Origin of the sequence: uncultured Sulfitobacter sp. (assembly GCF_964021855.1) — a bacterium.
In the GTDB taxonomy this organism is placed as follows: Bacteria; Pseudomonadota; Alphaproteobacteria; order Rhodobacterales; family Rhodobacteraceae; genus Sulfitobacter.
On the sequence record NZ_CAXHZD010000002.1, the window covers coordinates 263,761 to 284,417 of the forward strand.

Annotated in this window: 22 protein-coding genes; 12 read left to right on the forward strand and 10 right to left on the reverse strand. The window is 57.1% G+C overall.

Annotation, left to right across the window (positions count from 1 at the left end):
- Positions 1-4: 4 nt before the first annotated feature.
- The 3 genes from AADJ11_RS07535 to AADJ11_RS07545 all read right to left on the reverse strand — a co-directional run bounded on the left by AADJ11_RS07535 (position 5) and on the right by AADJ11_RS07545 (position 2,053).
- On the reverse strand, positions 5-1,048 hold the full coding sequence (locus AADJ11_RS07535; RefSeq protein ID WP_341233914.1) for a hypothetical protein: 1,044 nt from the start codon (positions 1,046-1,048) through the stop codon (positions 5-7).
- A gap of 15 nt (positions 1,049-1,063) precedes the next feature.
- A complete protein-coding gene (greA, locus tag AADJ11_RS07540; protein ID WP_341233915.1) occupies positions 1,064-1,534 on the reverse strand; it encodes a transcription elongation factor GreA in 471 nt (156 codons plus the stop codon).
- 135 nt (positions 1,535-1,669) lie between these two features.
- Positions 1,670-2,053 (reverse strand): VOC family protein, encoded by a 384-nt coding sequence (locus AADJ11_RS07545; RefSeq protein ID WP_341233916.1) that lies wholly within the window; start codon positions 2,051-2,053, stop codon positions 1,670-1,672.
- Positions 2,054-2,142: 89 nt separating this feature from the next.
- Between AADJ11_RS07545 and soxR the strand changes: the two genes are divergently transcribed.
- The 4 genes from soxR (at position 2,143) to AADJ11_RS07565 (ending at position 7,133) form a co-directional block, all read left to right on the forward strand.
- Complete coding sequence (gene soxR, locus AADJ11_RS07550; RefSeq protein WP_341233917.1) at positions 2,143-2,595, forward strand: redox-sensitive transcriptional activator SoxR; 453 nt, start codon at positions 2,143-2,145, stop codon at positions 2,593-2,595.
- A 155-nt stretch (positions 2,596-2,750) separates the two neighbouring features.
- Positions 2,751-4,400: an electron transfer flavoprotein-ubiquinone oxidoreductase gene (locus tag AADJ11_RS07555; protein ID WP_341233918.1), complete on the forward strand. Its 1,650-nt coding sequence runs from the start codon at positions 2,751-2,753 to the stop codon at positions 4,398-4,400.
- 160 nt (positions 4,401-4,560) lie between these two features.
- On the forward strand, positions 4,561-6,276 hold the full coding sequence (locus tag AADJ11_RS07560; RefSeq protein WP_341233919.1) for a tetratricopeptide repeat protein: 1,716 nt from the start codon (positions 4,561-4,563) through the stop codon (positions 6,274-6,276).
- Complete coding sequence (locus AADJ11_RS07565; protein WP_341233920.1) at positions 6,276-7,133, forward strand: 4-(cytidine 5'-diphospho)-2-C-methyl-D-erythritol kinase; 858 nt, start codon at positions 6,276-6,278, stop codon at positions 7,131-7,133. The genes AADJ11_RS07560 and AADJ11_RS07565 overlap by 1 nt, the downstream gene beginning before the upstream one ends.
- On the opposite strand, the gene AADJ11_RS07570 is transcribed toward AADJ11_RS07565, so the two are convergent.
- Positions 7,126-8,124, reverse strand: coding sequence for a polyprenyl synthetase family protein (locus AADJ11_RS07570; RefSeq protein WP_341233921.1), 999 nt, complete (start codon positions 8,122-8,124; stop codon positions 7,126-7,128). The genes AADJ11_RS07565 and AADJ11_RS07570 overlap by 8 nt on opposite strands.
- A gap of 58 nt (positions 8,125-8,182) precedes the next feature.
- Between AADJ11_RS07570 and AADJ11_RS07575 the strand changes: the two genes are divergently transcribed.
- The 3 genes from AADJ11_RS07575 to AADJ11_RS07585 all read left to right on the forward strand — a co-directional run bounded on the left by AADJ11_RS07575 (position 8,183) and on the right by AADJ11_RS07585 (position 9,434).
- Positions 8,183-8,404, forward strand: a complete 222-nt coding sequence (locus tag AADJ11_RS07575) for a DUF2007 domain-containing protein (protein ID WP_093916049.1) — start codon at positions 8,183-8,185, stop codon at positions 8,402-8,404.
- A 4-nt stretch (positions 8,405-8,408) separates the two neighbouring features.
- On the forward strand, positions 8,409-9,158 hold the full coding sequence (locus AADJ11_RS07580; RefSeq protein ID WP_341233922.1) for a methyltransferase domain-containing protein: 750 nt from the start codon (positions 8,409-8,411) through the stop codon (positions 9,156-9,158).
- Between the two features lie 111 nt (positions 9,159-9,269).
- Positions 9,270-9,434, forward strand: a complete 165-nt coding sequence (locus AADJ11_RS07585; RefSeq protein WP_341233923.1) for a DUF465 domain-containing protein — start codon at positions 9,270-9,272, stop codon at positions 9,432-9,434.
- A gap of 192 nt (positions 9,435-9,626) precedes the next feature.
- Here AADJ11_RS07585 and AADJ11_RS07590 read toward each other — a convergent pair whose 3' ends face one another.
- The 4 genes from AADJ11_RS07590 to AADJ11_RS07605 form a co-directional block, all read right to left on the reverse strand.
- Complete coding sequence (locus tag AADJ11_RS07590; protein WP_341233924.1) at positions 9,627-10,565, reverse strand: transcriptional regulator GcvA; 939 nt, start codon at positions 10,563-10,565, stop codon at positions 9,627-9,629.
- Positions 10,566-10,866: 301 nt separating this feature from the next.
- The gene (gene phbB / locus AADJ11_RS07595) at positions 10,867-11,589 is read right to left on the reverse strand and encodes an acetoacetyl-CoA reductase (protein ID WP_341233925.1); all 723 of its coding nucleotides are present in this window, start codon (positions 11,587-11,589) and stop codon (positions 10,867-10,869) included.
- Between the two features lie 177 nt (positions 11,590-11,766).
- Complete coding sequence (locus AADJ11_RS07600; RefSeq protein WP_341233926.1) at positions 11,767-12,942, reverse strand: acetyl-CoA C-acetyltransferase; 1,176 nt, start codon at positions 12,940-12,942, stop codon at positions 11,767-11,769.
- A 115-nt stretch (positions 12,943-13,057) separates the two neighbouring features.
- Positions 13,058-13,900 (reverse strand): EAL domain-containing protein, encoded by an 843-nt coding sequence (locus AADJ11_RS07605; protein WP_341233927.1) that lies wholly within the window; start codon positions 13,898-13,900, stop codon positions 13,058-13,060.
- Positions 13,901-14,034: 134 nt separating this feature from the next.
- On the opposite strand from AADJ11_RS07605, the gene AADJ11_RS07610 reads away from it, so the two are divergent.
- Positions 14,035-14,607: a DNA-3-methyladenine glycosylase I gene (locus tag AADJ11_RS07610; RefSeq protein ID WP_341233928.1), complete on the forward strand. Its 573-nt coding sequence runs from the start codon at positions 14,035-14,037 to the stop codon at positions 14,605-14,607.
- Between the two features lie 18 nt (positions 14,608-14,625).
- Here the strand turns inward: AADJ11_RS07610 and AADJ11_RS07615 are convergent, their stop codons facing one another.
- Entirely contained in the window at positions 14,626-15,657 is a 1,032-nt protein-coding gene (locus AADJ11_RS07615) for a fatty acid desaturase (protein WP_341233929.1), read from the reverse strand.
- 397 nt (positions 15,658-16,054) lie between these two features.
- On the opposite strand from AADJ11_RS07615, the gene rpsD reads away from it, so the two are divergent.
- The 4 genes from rpsD (at position 16,055) to AADJ11_RS07635 (ending at position 19,622) form a co-directional block, all read left to right on the forward strand.
- Positions 16,055-16,675 carry a 30S ribosomal protein S4 gene (gene rpsD / locus AADJ11_RS07620; protein ID WP_341233930.1) on the forward strand — a complete coding sequence of 207 codons (621 nt, stop codon included), beginning with the start codon at positions 16,055-16,057 and terminating at the stop codon, positions 16,673-16,675.
- A gap of 172 nt (positions 16,676-16,847) precedes the next feature.
- Positions 16,848-17,930, forward strand: a complete 1,083-nt coding sequence (gene hisC / locus AADJ11_RS07625; RefSeq protein WP_341233931.1) for a histidinol-phosphate transaminase — start codon at positions 16,848-16,850, stop codon at positions 17,928-17,930.
- Between the two features lies 1 nt (position 17,931).
- Positions 17,932-18,852: a prephenate/arogenate dehydrogenase family protein gene (locus tag AADJ11_RS07630; RefSeq protein ID WP_341233932.1), complete on the forward strand. Its 921-nt coding sequence runs from the start codon at positions 17,932-17,934 to the stop codon at positions 18,850-18,852.
- Positions 18,849-19,622, forward strand: a complete 774-nt coding sequence (locus tag AADJ11_RS07635; RefSeq protein WP_341233933.1) for an extensin family protein — start codon at positions 18,849-18,851, stop codon at positions 19,620-19,622. The genes AADJ11_RS07630 and AADJ11_RS07635 overlap by 4 nt, the downstream gene beginning before the upstream one ends.
- A gap of 2 nt (positions 19,623-19,624) precedes the next feature.
- Here the strand turns inward: AADJ11_RS07635 and AADJ11_RS07640 are convergent, their stop codons facing one another.
- Entirely contained in the window at positions 19,625-20,629 is a 1,005-nt protein-coding gene (locus AADJ11_RS07640; protein WP_341233934.1) for a DUF2125 domain-containing protein, read from the reverse strand.
- Between the last annotated feature and the right edge of the window lie 28 nt (positions 20,630-20,657).

Sequence of the window (20,657 nt, forward strand, 5' to 3'; positions counted from 1 at the left end):
GGCGTTAGTCGAACGTCCCGGCCACACGGCCCAACAACATGAACGCACGCGCCGTGCGGGTTTCGGCAAGCGCCGAGATTTCACCGTCGGATGCCTGTGCCTCGAACCCGGAAAAGACGCGATCAAAGCGGCGCAGGAAATGATGTGCCGCATCGCGAAAAATCGGGTCTTGTTTCATCCGGGCATTGGTCAGGGCGAGGGACGACCGATCGCGCACCCCACCGAGGGCCGCGATGGTGCGCCCGCGCGCGCCTTGGGCAAATTCGCGCCAGACTTCGGGGCGGGCACGGTCTGGGTGCAGGTCGTCCATGTAAATGCCGTCATGGCTGAGCAGGGTCAGCACGTCTTGGGCGGCTTGCACCAATTGCGATGCGTTGCGGTCTTTCAATGCTTTGCGCAGGGCGGTGAAGCCTTCGGTATCTTCTGCCGTTTCCGGAAAGTTCAGCGCGCGAATGAAATCATCATGGGACAGTGCTGGCACCATATCGCTGGCTTGGGTGCCAAGCGCCAAAGTCGGTTGATCATCTGACTGTGCTGGCGCGGCGACGGGGGCCGTCGCACGTGGTGGTGCATCGCGGCGGGTTTGGAATGTGGCAAGGGCCGTTTCGGTCTTACGCGCGGCGGCGGCGATTTCGTCCAGCTTGCGGGTGACCGATGCATCTGTCTCAAAGGTTTTGCCGTGCTGCTGGGCAATATACGCTTGGCGAATGGCATCAATTGCAGCCTGTAAACGCTGGCTTTCTGTACGCATCACTCGGCTGGCACGCGCGGCGGTGGCCGCGACCCAAATCATCGCAAGCGGCATGAAAATGGCCAAGGTGGTCATTACGAACCTTAGGCCGCGATCACCGGTGTCCGGTGCGGTGTCAGAGGGTTGCATCAAAAAGAAGATGCCACAGCCCAACAGCCACAGCACACTCAGCGCAATGGCAATGACTTCGATGCTGGAAATCGCTTGGTCATTCGGACGTGAATAAACGCCAAAAGGGGTCGAGCGCGCGGGTTGGCGCTGCGACTTTGGTGGGGTGGCAGGCGTGGTATCGGTCATGTCGATTGCCCCGGATCAAGCGTAGATGATCTTGAGTACCTCATACGATTTTTCGCCTCCCGGTGTACGCACCGTGACGCTGTCGCCTTCTTCTTTGCCGATCAGCGCACGTGCAATGGGGGATTTGATGTTCAAAAGACCCTTTTCAATGTTGGCCTCGTATTCACCAACAATCTGATAGGTTTTTTCTTCATCGGTGTCTTCGTCCACCAATGTCACCTTGGCACCAAACTTGATAGAGCCGGACATTTTCGATGGATCAATAACATCCGCCAGCGAAATCGCGCCTTCAAGCTCTTTCACGCGGCCCTCGATAAAGGACTGTTTTTCCTTGGCGGAATGGTATTCGGCGTTTTCGGACAGATCACCATGTTCGCGCGCTTCGGCAATCGCCTTGATGATTGCAGGACGTTCAATCGTCTTCAGGTGCTTTAGTTCAGTTTCCAAAGCAGTGTGACCGGCGCGGGTCATCGGGATTTTTTCCATTGTGGTCGTCCACGCAATGAGGGTCACAGCCCCGGAGCGGATCCGAGGGTGCAACCGATTTAAATTAGCCCTTACCTGACCTAAACTGGCGCGTGATTGCAAGGGCCGAGTGCGCGTAGCTGCGCCAATGCGCGCTTATTCACCGTATTCAACAAGCTCGTATTCGATCCCGTCATTGTCGTGAAAGTAAAACCGCCGCCCCGGCTCATAGTCGGCATGGTTTTTAGTTTCGAATCCTTGCGCTTTGACGGCGGCCTCTGCTGCGTCCAAATCATCGACGACCACGCCGATATGATTAAGTCCCCCAATTGTCGTATAGCTGCTTGGGGCTGATTTCAGCCCCTCTTTCTGGGTATAAAGGGCGATATACTGGTCCTGCGTGCCGACATGGACGCTGCGGCCCCCGGCAATCGCATCGCCTTGCCAACGGACATGCCATCCGAAAATTTGAAGCATCCAGGCGGCGGTGTCATCGGGGTTTTTTACAGTGATATTTGCGTGTTCAATCTGAGCGGACATGGTGGGTCTTTCCTTGTTGTTGTGTTGACCCTGTTGTTTCTAATTTCTAAACCTAACTTTAGGTCAAGGGGTTATTTACGAGGGGAATTATGGCTGTAAATGATGGGTTATCTATTGGGGCGCTGGCGCGGCGCACGGGGCTGGCCGTGTCGGCTATCCGCTATTACGAGGCGCAAGGGCTGATCAGGCCGTGGCGTAATGCCGGTGGGCAGCGGCGATTTGAACGTGCGGATTTGCGGCGGCTTAGCTTTGTGATGATTGCCCAGCAGTTTGGTTTCACCCTGCCGCAGATCAAAACCGAGCTTGACCGTTTGCCCGGCGGGCGCACCCCGACCAAGGCTGATTGGGCGCGTATCAGCCAATCCTTTCGCGCCGGACTGGATCAGCGGATTGCCACATTGACCCGGCTGCGCGACGATCTGGACGGCTGTATCGGCTGTGGTTGCCTAAGCCTCAAAGCCTGCGCGCTCTATAATCCCAAGGACAAGGCGGGCGAAAACGGCCAAGGGCCGCGCTATCTTATGGGCGACCCGCGGGTCTGATCCATTTCGCGTTGCGAAACATTATGACGGCTGGCGCATTATATTGTTACGAAACTGTCGCGACCCTTCATTTTAACGTCGTGTCGCGATTGCAAAGCAAGCCATGCTGGTTTAGCCAAATCCAAACCCATTTTCTGCCCGAAGAGGAGCCCCAAATGGCCGAAGTTGAACGCGAAGCAATGGAATATGACGTCGTTATTGTTGGCGCTGGTCCTGCAGGCCTGTCAGCCGCGATCCGGTTGAAACAACTGGATGCTGACTGCAACGTGGTTGTGCTGGAAAAGGGCTCCGAAGTCGGGGCGCATATCCTGTCGGGTGCCGTATTGGACCCGATCGGTCTGGACGCGTTGATGCCGGACTGGAAAGAAAAAGGCGCGCCGATCAAGACCAAGGTCAAGGAAGACAACTTTTACATGTTGGGCGAGGCGGGCAAAATCCGTGTGCCAAACTTCCCCATGCCGCCGCTGATGAACAACCACGGCAACTATATCGTGTCGATGGCGAATGTTTGCCGCTGGATGGCCGAGCAGGCCGAAGAAATGGGCGTCGAGATTTTCCCCGGTATGTCCTGCTCCGAACTGGTCTATGGCGAGAATGGCGAGATCAAAGGCGTTGTTGCTGGCGAGTTTGGGATCAACCCCGATGGCACCAAAGGCGACAATTACGAACCCGGCATGGAACTGCACGGTAAGTATGTCTTCCTGTCCGAAGGTGTGCGCGGCAGCCTGTCCAAGCAGGTGATCGCGAAATACGATCTGGATGCCGGTAAAGAGCCGCAGAAATACGGCCTTGGCATGAAAGAAATCTGGGAAATCGACCCGGCCAAGCACAAAGAAGGCACCGTGACGCACACGATGGGCTGGCCTTTGAACAGCAATGCCGGTGGTGGTTCGTTCATCTATCACATTGAAAACAATCAGGTCTATGTCGGCTTCGTTGTGCACTTGGGGTATAAAAACCCGCATGTGTTCCCCTATATGGAATTCCAGCGTTTCAAACATCACCCGATGGTCGCCGAGCTGCTGAAAGGCGGCAAACGCGTGGCGTATGGTGCGCGCGCGATCACCGAAGGTGGCTATCAGTCGATGCCCAAGATGGTCGCACCCGGTGTGGCGCTGCTGGGCTGTTCCGTGGGTATGGTCAACGTGCCGCGCATCAAGGGCAACCACAACGCAATGCTGTCCGGCAAAGCGGCCGCCGAAGCGGCGTTCGCGGCCATTCAAGCAGGTCGTTCAGGCGATGAACTGTCTGAGTATGAAGCAGACGTACGCAGCGGTGAGATCGGCAAAGACCTGAAAAAAGTACGCAATGTCAAACCATTGTGGAGCAAATATGGCCTGATGACATCGCTGGCCGTGGGTGGGTTCGATATGTGGACCAACACGTTGGGCTTTTCCCTGTTGGGCACAATTGGCCACGGAAAATCCGATGCCGAGGCGACCGAGAAAGCCAGCAAGCACAAAAAGATCGACTATCCCAAGCCCGATGGCAAATTGTCCTTTGACCGTCTGACCAACGTTGCGTTTTCATTCACGAACCACGATGAAAACCAGCCTGCGCATTTGACATTGAAAGACCCGTCCATACCGGTTGATGTGAACCTGCCGGAATATGCTGGCCCGTCTGCGCGCTATTGCCCCGCGGGCGTGTACGAGTTCGTCGAGGAAGAGGGCAAAGACCCGCGCTTTGTCATCAACTTCCAAAACTGTGTGCATTGTAAAACCTGCGACATCAAAGACCCGTCGCAGAATATCGTTTGGACCACGCCACAAGGCGGCGACGGCCCGAATTATCCAAACATGTAAACCAATCTCTAACGTAATGATGAAAAGGCGTGCTTCGGCGCGCCTTTTTGCCTTTGGAAAGGGCCGATTGTCGCTCACGCCTGCGTGCGCCGCCGCGGGGTGCCATTGCGCCTGAGGGTGAACGTGATAGCGTTAAACAAACAAGATAAGGCCTGAATATATGATCCGTAATCTGTTGTTTTCTGCCAGCGTCATCGCTGTGGGTGTCGTCGGCGCACTGCCTGTGGGCGCGCAATCGGTGTCGGGTGCGTATCTGGCCGGGCGTCATGCTGCCGTGCGCAGTGATTTTGCCGAAGCCGCCGATTATTATGGCCGTGCGTTGGCGCGTGACAGTATGAATGTCGAGCTGCTGGAAAGCACGATCCTTGCCTATCTGTCTTTGGGTGACATCGCCAAGGCGGTTCCCTTGGCCAAGGTGCTAGCGGCAAACAACCAAACCTCTCAGGTCGCGCATCTGGTGACCACCGCCGACAATGCGCAAAGGGGTGATTACGAAGGGTTGCTGGCGCAAACAGGCGACAGCGCGGGCATTGGCCCTTGGGTCGATGGGTTGGTCAAGGCGTGGGCTTACGTTGGCAAGGGCGACATGACCCAAGCCGTGGCCGAGTTTGACAGCCTAAGCCGGGAACCCGGGATGCAGGGTTTTGTGATGTATCACAAAGCACTTGCACTGGCGTCGGTCGGTGATTTTGAAGGGGCCGAGCGTATCTTTGCCTCGAACGAGGCAGGGGCCGCAGGGAATACCCGTCGCGGGGTGATCGCGCGCGCCGAAATTTTGGGCCAGCTTGATCGCAACGCCGAGGCGCTTGCGCTTCTGAACTCCAGTTTCCGGGGGAGTACGGACCCCGAGCTTGAAGCACTGATTTCGGCGCTGGAGAGCGGGGAGCCGGTCAAGTTCACACAAATCAATGATGCCAAAGCGGGCATCGCCGAGGTGTTCTTTACCTTTGCGGCGGTGTTGCGCAGTGAATCGGCGGGCGATCATTATGTGCTGCTATATGCGCGGATCGCGCGCTATCTGAACCCTGATCATATTGACGCGTTGTTGCTGACTGCCGATTTGCTTGAAAGCCTTGGGCAATATGATCTTGCGATTGCCGAGCTTGCAAATGTCCCCGCCAGTGATCCGGCATATCACGCGGCTGAACTGGGCCGCGCGGCGGCTTTGCGTCGATCGGGTAAACCCGGTCGCGCGATTGAGGTCCTGCAACAATTGACGCGCAGCCACGGTGAACTGCCGTCTGTGCATTCCGCCCTTGGCGACGCGCTGCGTGCAGAAGACAAGTTTGACGAAGCGATTGCAGCCTATGATATGGCGATCACCAAGACGTCAGAGACGAACCCGCAACGCTGGGTTTTGCTTTACGCGCGCGGCATATCGGAAGAACGCAGTGGTGATCTGAAAGACGCCGAAGCAGATTTCCGCGCTGCGCTGGCGATCAACCCCGACCAGCCGCAGGTGTTGAATTATCTGGGCTATTCCCTTGTTGAGCAGGGGCGCAATCTGGACGAGGCGCTGAACATGATCGAGCGCGCTGTCGCGGCCAGCCCGGGATCGGGCTATATCGTCGATTCACTGGGTTGGGTTTTGTACCGCCTTGGCCGCTATGAAGAGGCCGTGTCGCAGATGGAGCGCGCGGTTGAGCTGGTTGCCGTCGATCCTGTGGTGAACGACCATCTGGGGGATGTCTATTGGGCCGTTGGCCGCGAACGCGAGGCTGAATTCCAATGGCGTCGGGCGTTGTCCTTTGTCGATCCGCAAGACACCGACAGCGAGGCAGACCCCGACCGTATGCGCCGCAAGCTTGAGATCGGTTTGGACGCCGTGCTGGCCGAAGAAGGCGCAGACCCGTTAACCAAGGTTTCGGCGGACTGATGCGCACAAACAGTGCCGCATTTGGTTCAGCTGTATCCGAACCAGCTTGGGCCAAGATCAACCTGACACTGCATGTGACCGGCCAGCGATCCGACGGGTATCATCTGTTGGACAGTCTGGTTGTGCGCGCCGCCGTTGGTGACACGCTGAGCGTTGCCGCCTCATCCGAATTGGAGCTGTATGTCGACGGCCCCTATGCCGACGCGGCCCCCTTGGATGACCGCAACCTTGTGATCCGCGCGGCGCGGCTGCTTGATCCGGATGGCACGCGGGGCGCGCGGTTGCTGTTGACCAAGGTGTTACCGGCGGCGGCAGGCATCGGCGGTGGGTCTGCGGATGCGGCGACCGCGCTAAAGCTGCTGAGCCATCACTGGGACATTCCGTTGCCAAAGGATGTCGCCAGCTTGGGTGCTGATGTGTCCGTCTGTTTGCACGATGGCCCCCAGCGTATGCGCGGCGTCGGAGAGTTGCTGACACCAGTGCCGCCGCTACCGCCCTGCTGGCTGGTTCTGGTGAACCCGAATAAATCCGTGTCAACGCCCGACGTCTTTAAACGGTTGGTATCGCGGCACAACGAGCCGATGCCCGACAGCATTCCAGCCTTTGATTCTGCGCAAGGGTTTGCCGCGTGGCTGTCGACGCAGCGCAACGATCTGGAACAGGCCGCGCTTGGCGTTGTGCCTGACATCGCCGCCTGCCTTGCCGCGCTGGATGATGCGTTGCTGGCGCGTATGTCAGGATCGGGGGCGACCTGCTTTGGCCTATACGCTAGTGAACAGGCTGCAAACCACGCGGCTGGCCGGATTGACCACGCGCATCCTGATTGGTGGGTTACTGCGGCCGAAGTCCTTAGGTGAGACGCGCCACGACATAGTCGGCGAGGTCATGCAGCATTCCACGCAGCGGGTGATCGGGCAGTGCGTGCAAAGCGTCCTTGGCCTGTGCCGCCCATGCCATGGCATCGGCGCGGGTTGCCGATAGCGTGTCATGCTTGTTCAGTAGGGCAAGCGCGTGGTCCAGATCGCCGTCTTCCTGACGCCCTTTTTCAATCGTCCGGGTCCAAAAGGCGCGTTCTTCGTCGTCTGCCTTGGCGATGGCTTTGATCACGGGCAGGGTCAGCTTGCGTTCGCGGAAATCATCGCCAACGTTCTTGCCGGTCGCATTGGCGTCGCCTTGATAATCCAGCAGGTCATCTGCGATTTGAAACGCGATGCCCAAGGCATCACCATAATCATACAGCGCCTTGATCTGGGCTGCAGGGGCACCGGCCATAACGCCGCCGACCTCGGTCGCCGCCGAAAACAGGGCTGCTGTCTTTCCCCGCACGACTTTTAGATAGACGGATTCGTCGGTGGCCAGGTTTTGTGCTGCCGTCAGCTGTAGCACCTCGCCCTCGGCGATGGTCGCGGAGGCGTTGGACAGGATCGCAAGCACGCGCATGTTATTCGTTTCGGTCATCAACTGGAAACTGCGCGCAAACAGATAGTCGCCCACCAGCACCGATGATTTGTTGTCCCACAGCAGGTTCGCCGTGGGGCGCCCGCGCCTCTGACCGCTTTCGTCGACAACATCATCATGCAGCAAAGTGGCCGTGTGAATAAACTCGACAGTGGCGGCAAGGTGGATGTGATAGGGGCCGTCATAGCCACAGATATGGGCCGCCGCCAAGGTCAGCATGGGGCGCAGACGTTTGCCGCCTGCCTCGACCAGATGCGCCGTTACTTCGGGAATTCGGGGCGCATGTTCGGAGGCCATGCGATCGCGGATCAGATCGTTGACCGCTGCCATGTCGGCAGCAAGATAGCTGGCCATCTGGTCATGCGGTTTTTGACTTGCGTCGTTCTTCATTTACATGACCCCATCTGAAGGCTCGACAATCTTGCGCGATTGCACTTACATCTCTGTTATGAAGGAACTTTTGCGCACGACCGACCCGACGATCATTGCTTTTGCCAGCGCCCTTCTTCAGGGCGAGGATATAGACTGCTTTCCTTTGGACGTAAATATGAGCGTGCTTGAAGGCGGTATCGGGATTTTCCCGCGCAGGTTAATGGTTCACGAGGATAAGCACAGCGCGGCCCTGCGGGTGCTGCGGGATAACGATATTCCCACCGGTTTGCCTGACTGACCCCGTGCAAAGTTTTCCCACCGATGAATTGACCCACGATGCCTTTTTAGGCGGTAAAGTGCATCTTTGGCAGCCGCGCAAAGGGTATCGGGCGGGCGTCGACCCCGTTCTGCTAGCAGCAACTGTACCGGCGACACCCGGTCAACGTGTGCTAGAGCTGGGCTGCGGTGTGGGGGCTGCGTCACTTTGTCTTGGGGCGCGGGTGTCGGGGCTATCGCTAACCGGGGTCGAGGTTCAGCCAGCCTATGCCGAATTGGCGCGGCGCAATCATTCGGAGTTCGAGGTGATCGAGGCCGATCTTGCCACGCTGCCCTTACCCCTGCGGCAGCGGCAGTTTGATCACGTATTGGCGAACCCGCCATATTTTGACCGTGCTGCATCTATCGCCTCGCAGGACAGTGTACGCGAGACCGCATTGGGTGAACAAACCCCGCTGGCCAAATGGGTCGAAATCGCTGCCAAACGGCTGGCCCCGAAAGGGCAGGCGCATTTCATCCATCGGGCGGAACGGCTTCCGGATCTGATCCGCGCCTTGCCACATGATATGGGCAGCATCGAGGTGCTGCCGATTGCCCCGCGCATCGGACGTATGGCAGAGCTGATTATCTTGCGGGCGCGCAAATCGGGCCGCGGGGCTTTTCGGCTTTGTGCGCCTTTGATCATGCATGAAGGGGCAGCGCATGTTTCTGATGGTGACAGCTATGTCCCCGCGATCCGCGCTGTTCTACGCGAAGGCGCGGCGCTGCCATTCTAGGCATCAACCAGCCGATAATTCGACTTGTTCGTAAACTTGCTGCGCCGCCGCGTGACAGGTGATTTTTTTCGTGGTTCACTCGGAAGACGCAACCCAACAAAGGAGAGTTAAGTGGCATTTGACGCACATCTTGAAGCTTTGAAGCGGAAACACATGGCGGTAAGCAACGCTGTAGAGGAGGCACAACGCGCGCCGGGCATCGACGATCTGAAAGTTGCGACGATGAAGAAAGAAAAGCTTCGATTAAAAGAAGAAATTGTCAGACTAACCGCTTAAAAACTTAAGCCAGACTTACCACAGCTGGCGCGCGCCGAGAATAGAGCGCCGCCAGCGATCAGGCAGCCCCCCATCAGGTGGCCCCACCGCATTTATCATTCACATCATTGGCTGAAAGAACGGGGTTTTGGGGCCATTCCCGCGATTTTCTATGCCGTAGGGCGGCCTGCTAAGAGACCCAAAACATTCACGTTATCTGGGTGGTCGCGCGATGATCGGCATAGCATCTGCGACGTCCGATGTCTTGCTGATCTCGTCTATCATCCATTGCCTGAACGCCACGATTTGGGGGCGGTCTTGGGCTGATTTGGGGCATAGAAACCAAAACCGCGCACCGGTGGCCAGCGCGGCGTTATAGGGCGCGACCAGCCTGCCTTCGACCAGATCCTTGATGACCAGCGCACGCCGTCCCATCACCACACCGACGCCTGCGAGCGCTGCATCTGTTGCGTGGTCCGCTTGCGAAAACCTTGGCCCTAGGGCATCGGGCGGGGCAAGACCCATCGCCGCGAACCAGGTGTTCCAGTCCACCGGCGGGTCCAGAAAGGCAATCGAATCATCCACGATCAAGGGGGCGTTCCGCAGGCTGGCCGGTGTCGGATAGCGCGCGGCCATTTCCGGGGTCATGACCGGCGTCACCCATTCATCAGCGAGGGGCAGCGCATAAAGGTCCGGATCAACGGAGGACCCAAATCGGATCGCCACATCAATATTGTCACGGGCCAGGTCCACTTTGCGCAGGGACGCAGAAAACCTCAGCTCAATCTCTGGATGGGCTTGGGCAAAGTCAAAAAGCCGTGGTGCCAGCCACTTTGCCGTAAACGCGGGGCCAGCGGTCACCGTAAGCGATTGATGGTCTTGGGTACGCTGTGCGGCGCGCCACGCGGCGGCCAGCGTTTGAAACCCGTCCGTGGCCCCCGGTGCAAGGGCAATGCCTGCCTCTGTCAGCTCGACAGCGCGATTGAGGCGCCTAAAAAGCGGCGCACCGAAATGTGCCTCAAGCGATTTGATCTGAAAGCTTAGCGCGGCTGGCGTGACGTTAAGCTCTGCCGCTGCCGCTGCGAACGACAGGTGTCTTGCTGCGGCCTCAAAGGCGCGCAAAGCGGTTAATGGTGGCAGGCGGTCAGTCACATCAATTCAATTTTTCTTAAGTGAAGCAAAGAAAGTCTCGTTTGTACAATGTGCAGTATAGGACCATCTTAAGGAAAGAACAGAAATTCTTGATCTCAGGAGGCTGGAAATGATCGAAGCGACAACAAACCGCGCAGCACGTAATGCAATGGAAATGGCACACCGCGAACGGGCGCGTGCAACACTTGAGTTTTGGGGGTGGCTTTTCAGGTCGGCTGATAAAACCAGAACTATCTAAAAAGAACGCAAAAAGGCCAGCGCATCGTGGCGCTGGCCTTTCGCATAATATCGAGCGGTCACATTACGTGAGGTACTGCGCACCGTTCGCTGTGATGGTGGAGCCGTTGATAAAGCTGGCGTCATCTGAGGCCAAGAACACAACCGCGCGTGCGATGTCTTCTGGCTCACCCAATCGTCCGGCCGGGATCTGCGCAATAATCGATTCGCGCACTTTTTCAGGCACGGCCATAACCATGTCCGTGGCGATATAGCCCGGGCAAATCGCGTTAGCGGTGATGCCGGCGCGCGCGCCTTCCTGTGCAAGGGATTTCACAATGCCCAGATCACCCGCCTTGGTCGCGGCATAGTTTACTTGTGCAAACTGACCCTTTTGCCCGTTGATCGAGCTGATGACCACGATACGACCGAACTTGCGTTCCCGCATGCCGGGCCAGATCGGGTGAATGGTGTTGAAGACGCCGGTCAGGTTGGTGTCGATCACCTGATGCCATTGCTCGGGCGTCATTTTATGAAACGGTGCGTCGCGCGTGATACCAGCATTGGCAACGACAACTTCGATCGGGCCAAGGTCCGCTTCGACCTGTGCAATGCCTGCCTTGGAGGCGTCATAATCCGCGACGTCCCATTTATAGGTCTTGATACCGGTGCTTTCGGTGAATTTTGAAGCGGCTTCATCATTGCCAGCATAGGTGGCAGCGACGTTATATCCGGCATCCTTGAGTGCGGTTGAAATGGCGGCCCCGATTCCTCGGCTACCTCCGGTCACAAGTGCGACACGTGACATGGTTATCCTTTCCCTTGCGGCAATGTTATTTCGTTTGCGATAACAATTTCGTAATTTTATTACGTGCTGAATTGATAGGACATCACATACAGGCTTTGCAACCGTTTTGGCCGGGATTTGGGAAATGATTTAGATGGGAAGTGCACGGCGCATGGGGACGCGCCGTGCCAGTGTTTATTAGGGGCGTTCAAGACACATTGCGACGCCCATACCGCCACCGATGCACAAGGTGGCAAGACCCTTTTTGGCACCGCGACGCTGCATTTCGAACAACAGGGTGTTAAGGATTCGCGCACCAGAAGCGCCGATAGGGTGGCCAATCGCAATGGCACCGCCATTCACGTTTACGATTTCCGGATCCCAGCCCATGTCCTTGTTCACGGCGCAGGCTTGCGCGGCAAAGGCTTCGTTCGCCTCGACCAGGTCCAGATCCTCTGGCTTCCAGCCCGCTTTTTCGAGCGCTTTGCGGGATGCGTAGATGGGGCCGGCACCCATGATGCTTGGGTCCAGACCAACGGTTGCGTAAGACGCAATGCGCGCCAAGGGGGTGATGCCCCGTTTTTCAGCGTTGTCCGCAGACATCAGCAGGGCACCAGCGGCACCATCGTTCAGACCCGAAGCGTTCGCCGCGGTTACGGAACCGTCCTTGGTGAAAGCGGGGCGCAGTTTTTGCATCGCTTCCATCGACGCACCGTGGCGAATGTATTCATCGCTATCGACAACCGTCTCGCCTTTGCGTGTTTTGATCGTATAGGCCACGATCTCATCCGCGAATTTACCGGCTTTTTGCGCGGCTTCGGCCTTGTTCTGGGAACGGACGGCGAATTCGTCTTGTTGATCGCGGCTGATTTGCCATTTTTCTGCGACGTTTTCAGCGGTCTGGCCCATGTGATAGCCGTTGAATGCATCCCACAGACCGTCTTTGATCATGGTATCAATGAACTGCAGATCGCCCATTTTTTGGCCGGGGCGCAGGTTTTGTGCGTGGGGGCTCATCGACATGTTTTCCTGGCCACCGGCGGCCACGATGTCGGCGTCGCCCAGTTGAATGTGTTGAGCGGCCAAGGCAACAGCGCGCAAACCGGAGCCGCACACCTGGTTAATGGACCAAGCGGCGGATTCGATGGGCAAGCCCGCGTTCACATGAGCCTGACGTGCGGGGTTTTGCCCCTGTGCTGCGGTGAGAACCTGACCCAGAATGGTTTCGGACACTTCAGATGCGTCAATCCCTGCGCGTGCCACAATCTCTTTCAAGACGGCCGCGCCCATGTCGTGGGCTGGTGTATTTGCAAAAGATCCGTTGAAGCTGCCTACGGCTGTACGCGCCGCGGATGCGATGACAACATTCGTCATGTGTATTTCCTCAGGTTATTGACCAAAGGGGTACCTCTCGCAGAGCATCTGCGATCCCCTAGCCTTCTACGGTCTGATATACTGCATCGCAGCACAAGCGGCAATCTTGACGTGTTTAACCTGATTTTTCGACTTCGGGATTGATCGCCCAATAGGGCCGTGTGGTCGGCCCGCCGAACAGATACCCTTGTTGGCAATCGACCCCTAGCTGGCGCAACGCTTCGGAATCATCCTCGTTTTCGACCTGTTCTGCGACCGTGACCATGTCAAAGTTCTCGGCAATCGATACCATGACCGTGATCAATGCGCGGTTTTCGGCGTTTTTAGAGATTCCGCGCGTGAACTGTCCGTCAATTTTCAGGATGTCAAAGTAAAGCTCTTTGAAATAGCGGATGGCAGTATAGCCAGAGCCGAAATTATCCAAGGCAAAGCAAACACCCTGATCCTGCATACGGTTGATAAAATCTGCAACAAGTTCCGGCATGAGCATTGCCGATTGTTCGCTCATCTCAAGGATCAGGCGTTCGCCGATTGTGGGATCGCGCGCAAGCCACCTGTTCATCATGCTGGTCCAGGCCCTGAACCCGATCGACCGCGCGGACATATTGATTGAAACGCGCAAATTCGGGTTGTGTTGCAGCGCCATCATTCCGGCGCGCAGGGATAGAACATCGATTTCGCGGCCAAGCTGGGTTGTTTCGACGATTGGCATAAAGTCGCGCGCTGGAATAACGCGGCCGGTTGCATCCAGCAAACGAATGAGCCCTTCGTAAAATGCGATACTTTTGCTGGTCACGTCGCGTATGACGGGCTGGTATGCCATCAACGTCTGCTTGTGTTCGACCGCCTCTCGCACCATCGAGATCGTCGTTTTATCGCGCTGTGTCACCGCATATTGCAGCGGATTTTCCCCACCCCGGGGGAGGTTGGCGAAGCGATGTTTGGACCGCTGTTGCACGTGGCAGGTTCCTTTGCCCTAGGTTCAGGGGCGTTAGTGCATGATATTTCCATAAGGGCGGGTTAAACGACTAATGAGAGAATATTTTTACAGATAACAGCCAAGCTGGTGTTGCCAGCTGGAAAAGGATGAAGATGCATCGTTGCGATTGGGCCGGCCCGGAACAAATCTACCTTGATTATCATGACACTGATTGGGGTGTGCCCGAATATGATAGCCGTGCGCTGTGGGAAAAACTGGTGCTCGACGGGTTTCAGGCGGGGCTTAGCTGGATCACAATCCTTAAAAAACGAGAGAACTTTCGCGAGGCCTTTGCTGGGTTTGACCCCAATGTGATCGCAGATTGGGGCGAGGCCGAGGTTGAAACATTACTGCAAAATCCCGGAATCATCCGCCACCGTGGCAAGATCGAAGCGACGATCACCAATGCGCGAGTTTGGCAGAAGATCGAGGCTCGGGAAGGGTTTGATACGTATCTGTGGAACTACGTCGGCGGGTCGCCTTTGCAAAACCGTTTTGCGTCTCAGGCCGATGTCCCGCCGTCGACGGCACTGTCCGCGCAGATATCAAAAGACCTAAAGAAAGAAGGCTTCAAATTCTGCGGCCCTACAATCGTTTACGCGTTTATGGAGGCCGTGGGCATGGTGAACGATCACCTTGTCACCTGCCACCGACACGACGTGGTCGCGTCGATGACAAAGGAATAAGGCAAAGCCTTAACCGCGTTATTTTGCTTTTCTGGCCTGCGCAAATGACAGCAGCCGTTTGCTGCTTTCATCCCACAAATGCAGGCGCGCGTTTGCAAAGCTTTCTCGCAGTGTCAGGGTGTTGATCTGCGCCAACGCGTTATGATCGCGCAACACTTCGGGCAGGCGATAGAACGGAATGCGGCTGTACAGGTGGTGCACGTGATGGATGCCGATATTCGCGCTCAGCCATTGCAAAGGTGCAGGAAGCTTGTAGTGGGAACTGCCGTTTAGCGCCGCCTCGTGAATGTCCCATGTGGGGTCTACATCCCATAGGGTGGTTTCAAACTGATGCTGAACGTAGAACAGCCAGACGCCAGCGGTTGCCGCCAAAAGGGTCGTGGGCAAGAAAATCAGCAAGATTGGCTTGATGCCGCCAAAGTAGAAAACGATCGACAGCGCAACAAGGATTGCCGCGTTGGTGCACATTGCGCTGACCCAATAGCGGGCGTGCTTGGTCAGCCCCATGGGAACCCGTTGTTGGATAAAGAACAGGTACAGCGGCCCCAAGCCAAACAGCACGAGCGGATGGCGATACAGGCGGTAATACAGGCGCTTTTTCGGGGTAAGTGCGCGGTATTCGGCAACAGTAAGGGTGTCGATATCACCAATGCCGCGGCGCGTTAGATTGCCTGACGTACTATGGTGCATCGAATGCGAACGTTTCCAGACATCATATGGTGTCAAAGTCAGAACGCCCAGAACACGGCCCAGCCAGTCGCTCAGGGATCGGTTTGAATAAAATGCATAGTGGCCGCAATCATGTTGAATTGCGAACAGGCGCAGCAAAAACGCCGCGTTGCAGACCGAGATAGCGAGGGTCAGCCAAGGCGTGATGGACAATGATGCCCACGCCAAAGACCACAACGCGATAAATGGCACGACCGTTACCGCCAGCTCGAAAGTGCTTCTTACAGCATCGGGATCGCGGTAGTTCGAAAGGACCTTGATCCAGTCGCGCGCCGGAATGGCGTTCGCGGATTGCCCGAAAACTTTGGAATCGTCGTTCATATGCCTGCTTTTCTTATTATTTTCCCCGCCGCCTTGATAAACGAATGTGCGATTTAGACAACGCATAAAAACTGGACGTATATACGGTGCAGCCCCAAGGGATACCTATTGCTACTTTGGCGCAGTAGCAGGGCAGTCCCTAACGCCGGCGACCGTAAGGGTTATTTGGCTAATACATCGTTAATTTGATGGAAAATCGGATCGATTGGGGTGGGCGACTACGTCAAAGTCGCCTTTGGCCCCATATTCAAACTTCTCGCATTGACTCCGCGCTGAACCCTCGTATAAGCGCGGCTTCATTGGTGTTGGTGGACCCTGCAAGGGGAACCCTGTCAGGCTTTATGCCAGAGGACAACGCCCTTTACCGCCCGCAAGGGCCATAAAAAGGAGAACAGCCGTGACTAAACGCACCGCTGCCAAGCACAAAATTGACCGCCGCATGGGCGAAAACATCTGGGGCCGTCCTAAATCCCCAGTAAACCGTCGCGAATATGGCCCCGGCCAGCACGGTCAGCGCCGCAAGGGCAAGATTTCCGACTTCGGTATTCAGCTGCGCGCCAAGCAAAAGCTCAAGGGCTACTACGGCGACCTGACCGAAAAGCAATTCCGCCGCATCTACGGCGAAGCCGAGCGTGTAAAAGGCGATACAGGTGAAAACCTGATTGGTCTGCTCGAGCGTCGTTTGGACGCGGTTGTGTACCGTGCCAAGTTCGTTGCGACTGTTTTCGCTGCGCGCCAGTTCGTGAACCACGGCCATGTCAAAGTGAACGGCAAGAAGGTTAACATCCCTTCCTACCGCGTAAAAGAAGGCGACGTGATCGAAGTACGTGATCGTTCCAAGCAGATGACAGCATTGCTGGAAGCCACTCAACTGGCCGAGCGTGATGTCCCTGATTACATGGACGTCGATCATTCCAAAATGACAGCAACATTCGTGCGCACCCCAACTTTGGGCGATGTACCTTACCCTGTCGTGATGGAACCGAACCTCGTGGTCGAATTCTACGCGAAGAACTAAGGTTCCTCGCATATCTATTGCCAAGGGGCCGCGCTGGAGAATACCGGCGCGGCCCTTTTCCGTTTGATCAAGGTGCAGGCGTCGGGCATATCGCAAGTGACGCAGGGCCAACATCATAGGTGGCGCTGATTAGGGTGCGGGTCTATGGTCCGCCCGACAGGAGATTTAACAGATGACAACCGCAATTCGTCCGCAGCCCGGCATTATGGACATCGACCTTTACCAAGGCGGGGCGTCGCATGTGGATGGGCTTGATAACGTGATCAAGCTTAGCTCGAATGAAAACCCGTTGGGGCCATCCGAGGCCGCGATCAAGGCGTTTCGCGATGCGTCCTATGATTTGCATCGATATCCGACGTCTGATCACAGCCGTCTGCGTCAGGCGATTGCAGCTGTTCACGGGTTAGATGCGGATCGCATCATTTGCGGTGCCGGTTCGGACGAGATCATTGCCTTTCTTTGTCAGGCGTATTCCGGCGAAGGCACAGAAGTGCTGCACACCGAACACGGGTTCGGCATGTACCGCATTTCCGCCCTCGCGAACGGGGCGACGCCGGTCGAGGTTAAGGAAAACGAGCGGGTCACAGATGTGGATGCGTTGCTGGCGGGCTGCACTGACAAAACCCGGCTGGTGTTCATCGCCAACCCCAATAACCCCACAGGCACAATGATCGGCCTAAGCGAGATTGAGCGGCTGGCGAATGGCATTCCAAAGAAGGCCATTCTGGTGCTTGACGGTGCCTATGCCGAATATGTCGAAGGGTATGATGGCGGTGCGGCGCTGGTTGATGCGCATGAAAATATCGTGATGACGCGCACGTTTTCCAAGCTTTACGGCTTGGGTGGTTTGCGCGTCGGCTGGGGCTATGGGCCCGCGCATATCATTGAGGTGCTGAACCGCGTGCGGGGGCCATTTAACCTGTCCCAAGCTGCTGTAAATGCTGCCGAAGCCGCGATAAAGGATGTCGATTATGCAGACCACTGCCGGATCGAGAATGCGCGGTGGCGGAACTGGATGGCGGACGCTTTGGCTGAAATCGGCGTGCCGTCGGATGTTTCCTGTGCCAACTTCATCCTCGCGCGGTTCAAATCAAAATCAGAGGCCGAGGCCTGTGATGAGTATCTGAAAACCCAAGGGCTCATCGTGCGTCGCGTGGCAGGCTACAAACTGCCAACCTGTCTGCGGATTACCGTGGGCGATGAAAGCGCGTGCCGCCGTGTCGTTCATGCCATCCGCCAGTTTAAGGGCGATTGATATGCCTGTGATTTACAACAAAGTCGCCCTGATCGGGCTTGGCCTTATCGCGTCCTCAATGTTTTGGGGGATGAAGCGGGCCGGACTTGCCGGAACCGTGTCGGGCTTTGCCCGCAGTGCTGAAACCCGCGACACGGCGCGCGAAATTGGCCTGTGTGACGAGGTTTGTGATTCTATTGCCAAGACCGTCGAAGATGCGGATTTGGTTGTGCTCTGTGTTCCGGTCGGTGTCATGGGGTCCGTCGCGGCCGAGATGGCAGGCTTTTTGAAGCCGGGCTGTACGGTCACCGATGTGGGATCGGTCAAGGCGGATGTGATCGCCCAAGTCGGGCCGCTTTTGCCCGAGGGCGTGCATTTCATTCCGGCACACCCTTTGGCGGGGACAGAACATTCCGGCCCGCGCAGTGGCTTTGCGGAACTGTTTGATAACCGCTGGTGCCTGTTGGTGCCGGTGCCAGACAGCAACGCCAATGCGGTGTCGCGCTTGCGGAACCTTTGGGAGGGTCTGGGTGCCAATGTCGAGGAAATGGATGCAGAGCATCATGACCTTGTCTTGGCCGTCACTAGCCATGCCCCGCACCTGATCGCCTACACGATGGTGGGTGTCGCAGATGATTTGCGCCGCGTGACCGATAGCGAAGTTATCAAATATTCCGCCGCTGGTTTTCGGGATTTCACCCGGATTGCAGCGTCTGATCCGACCATGTGGCGCGATGTGTTCCTCACGAACAAGGACGCGACGCTTGAGATTCTTGGGCGGTTCACGGAAGAACTCTTTGCCCTGCAACGCGCCATTCGCACGGGGGATGGCGACCACTTGCACGCTTATTTCACCCGCACACGTGCCATCCGCCGCGGTATCATTGAGGCGGGGCAAGATACGGACGCCCCGAACTTTGGTCGCCAACCGGCCAAGAAATGATCCGCTGGGCATGTATATGCCTTTTGCTGTCCGGCGCAGCCGTGGCAGGGCCAGACAGATCGCTGCGTCCTGTATTGCGCGGTAATATTCTGACGCTTGAGCCATCTGGTAGCATCCGGCCCAACCTGCGCGCTGATGTGACTGAAACCGCAATCACGCGTGATAACGGGATCGTGGTATCGCTGCGGCCCAACTTGCGCAGCAGGCGCGTTGAAAAACAGGCTCAAACGCAGCGCGCATTGCTGGCCAAAGGGGCGGTGTGCGGTGACATCGCAATTCAAGGCAAGGCAATTGGCCGCGTGAAACCCAAGCTTAGGGGCTGTGGGATCGATAATGCCGTGCAGGTCGAATCGGTTTCAGGTGTCAGGCTAAGCCAGGCGGCAGTGATGGATTGCACCACAGCAACGGCCCTTAAGGGGTGGATCGAAGGATCGGCAAAGCCCGCCTTTGCCAAAAAGGGTGGGCTGCGGGGGTTGCGTGTGGCCGCGCATTACGCCTGCCGGACGCGGAACAATCTGCCGGGCGGCAAGATATCGGAACACGGGCGCGGCCGCGCCATTGATATTTCGGCGTTCCAACTACACAGCGGTGCCGAGGTGACCGTGCTGAACGGTTGGAACGCTGCCCAAAGCAGGAAAGCGATGCGGCGCGTGCACAAGGGGGCCTGCGGGCCGTTCGGCACCGTTTTAGGCCCGAACGCCGACCGGTTTCATCAGGACCATTTCCATTTTGATACGGCCCGGTATCGCAACGGATCTTACTGCCGGTAACCCTAGCGCAGGATAATGCGGGGCGCGCGGCCCAGCGGAATGAATCCCATCGACATGCGCCCTTCGTTAAAGCTGAGCGTGAGGTCGAGGCCCGTTGTCTTGCCGGTCATTTGCGCCAGCCCTTTTAGCATTTGTTCGGCCTGTGGGCGCATATTGGGCGGCAGGTATCCGGCACTTTCCACCATATCCAGCAGGGCGGGCCAGTTCTCGGCCTTCACGGCCAGCTCGCCCCCGATGAGTCCGTCTTCGTTCACGGTCAAATCACCGGTGGCCAGAATTTCGATGTCGCCCCAAGTGACATGCGCGCGCTTTAGATCGATCACGCGGGGCTGCGGGCGGCGGCGCTCAAGCGCGCGACGGTCCCACATGCTGTCAAAGGTGACTGTCAGATCGGCGGTGAAAGCGTCAAATGTCGCCGGCCAGTCGTCGGACAACCCCACAAAACTGCGCGAAGACGTGCCGGGGGCAAGGTTGTCTGCGTTCATATTCAGCGCATAAACCGGCGTGTTGGCCGCTTGCTGGATCATCGTCAAATCAATCGTGTCCGCTGCAACGATACTGTCTGATCCCTTATCCAGCGACCATGCGCCACCGGACAAGCCTAGGCTTTCCAACTGCAGCGACGTGCCGGGGCGCAGGCGTAAATCAGCGACGGCCTTTTTCGCGGTCAAGGTGGCGCGCAAATTTGGGTTGGCCAAAGTGATCGGTGTTTCCGGCAGCGCCACGGTGACATATCCCGGCCAATAGGTCGGCGTTGAAATATCCAGCCGGTCCATGCTGACCGCGACGCCCGTGGTAGGGTCCGCAACAGCGACATCGTTCAATCGGCTGTGCAAGCGCAGGGGGAAGCCAAGTTTTTGCACATCTTTAACGTCAGCCTGCCAGCCCAAGCCACGGCGCGCATCCAGCCATTTGACAATGCCGCGCTGCATACCGGCAGAGGCAATCGCCCACCACCCGCACCAGATAACGGCGACAACAACGACTATTCCGATCAGCTTGCCCATGGCGACAAAAACCTTATTAACACGACAG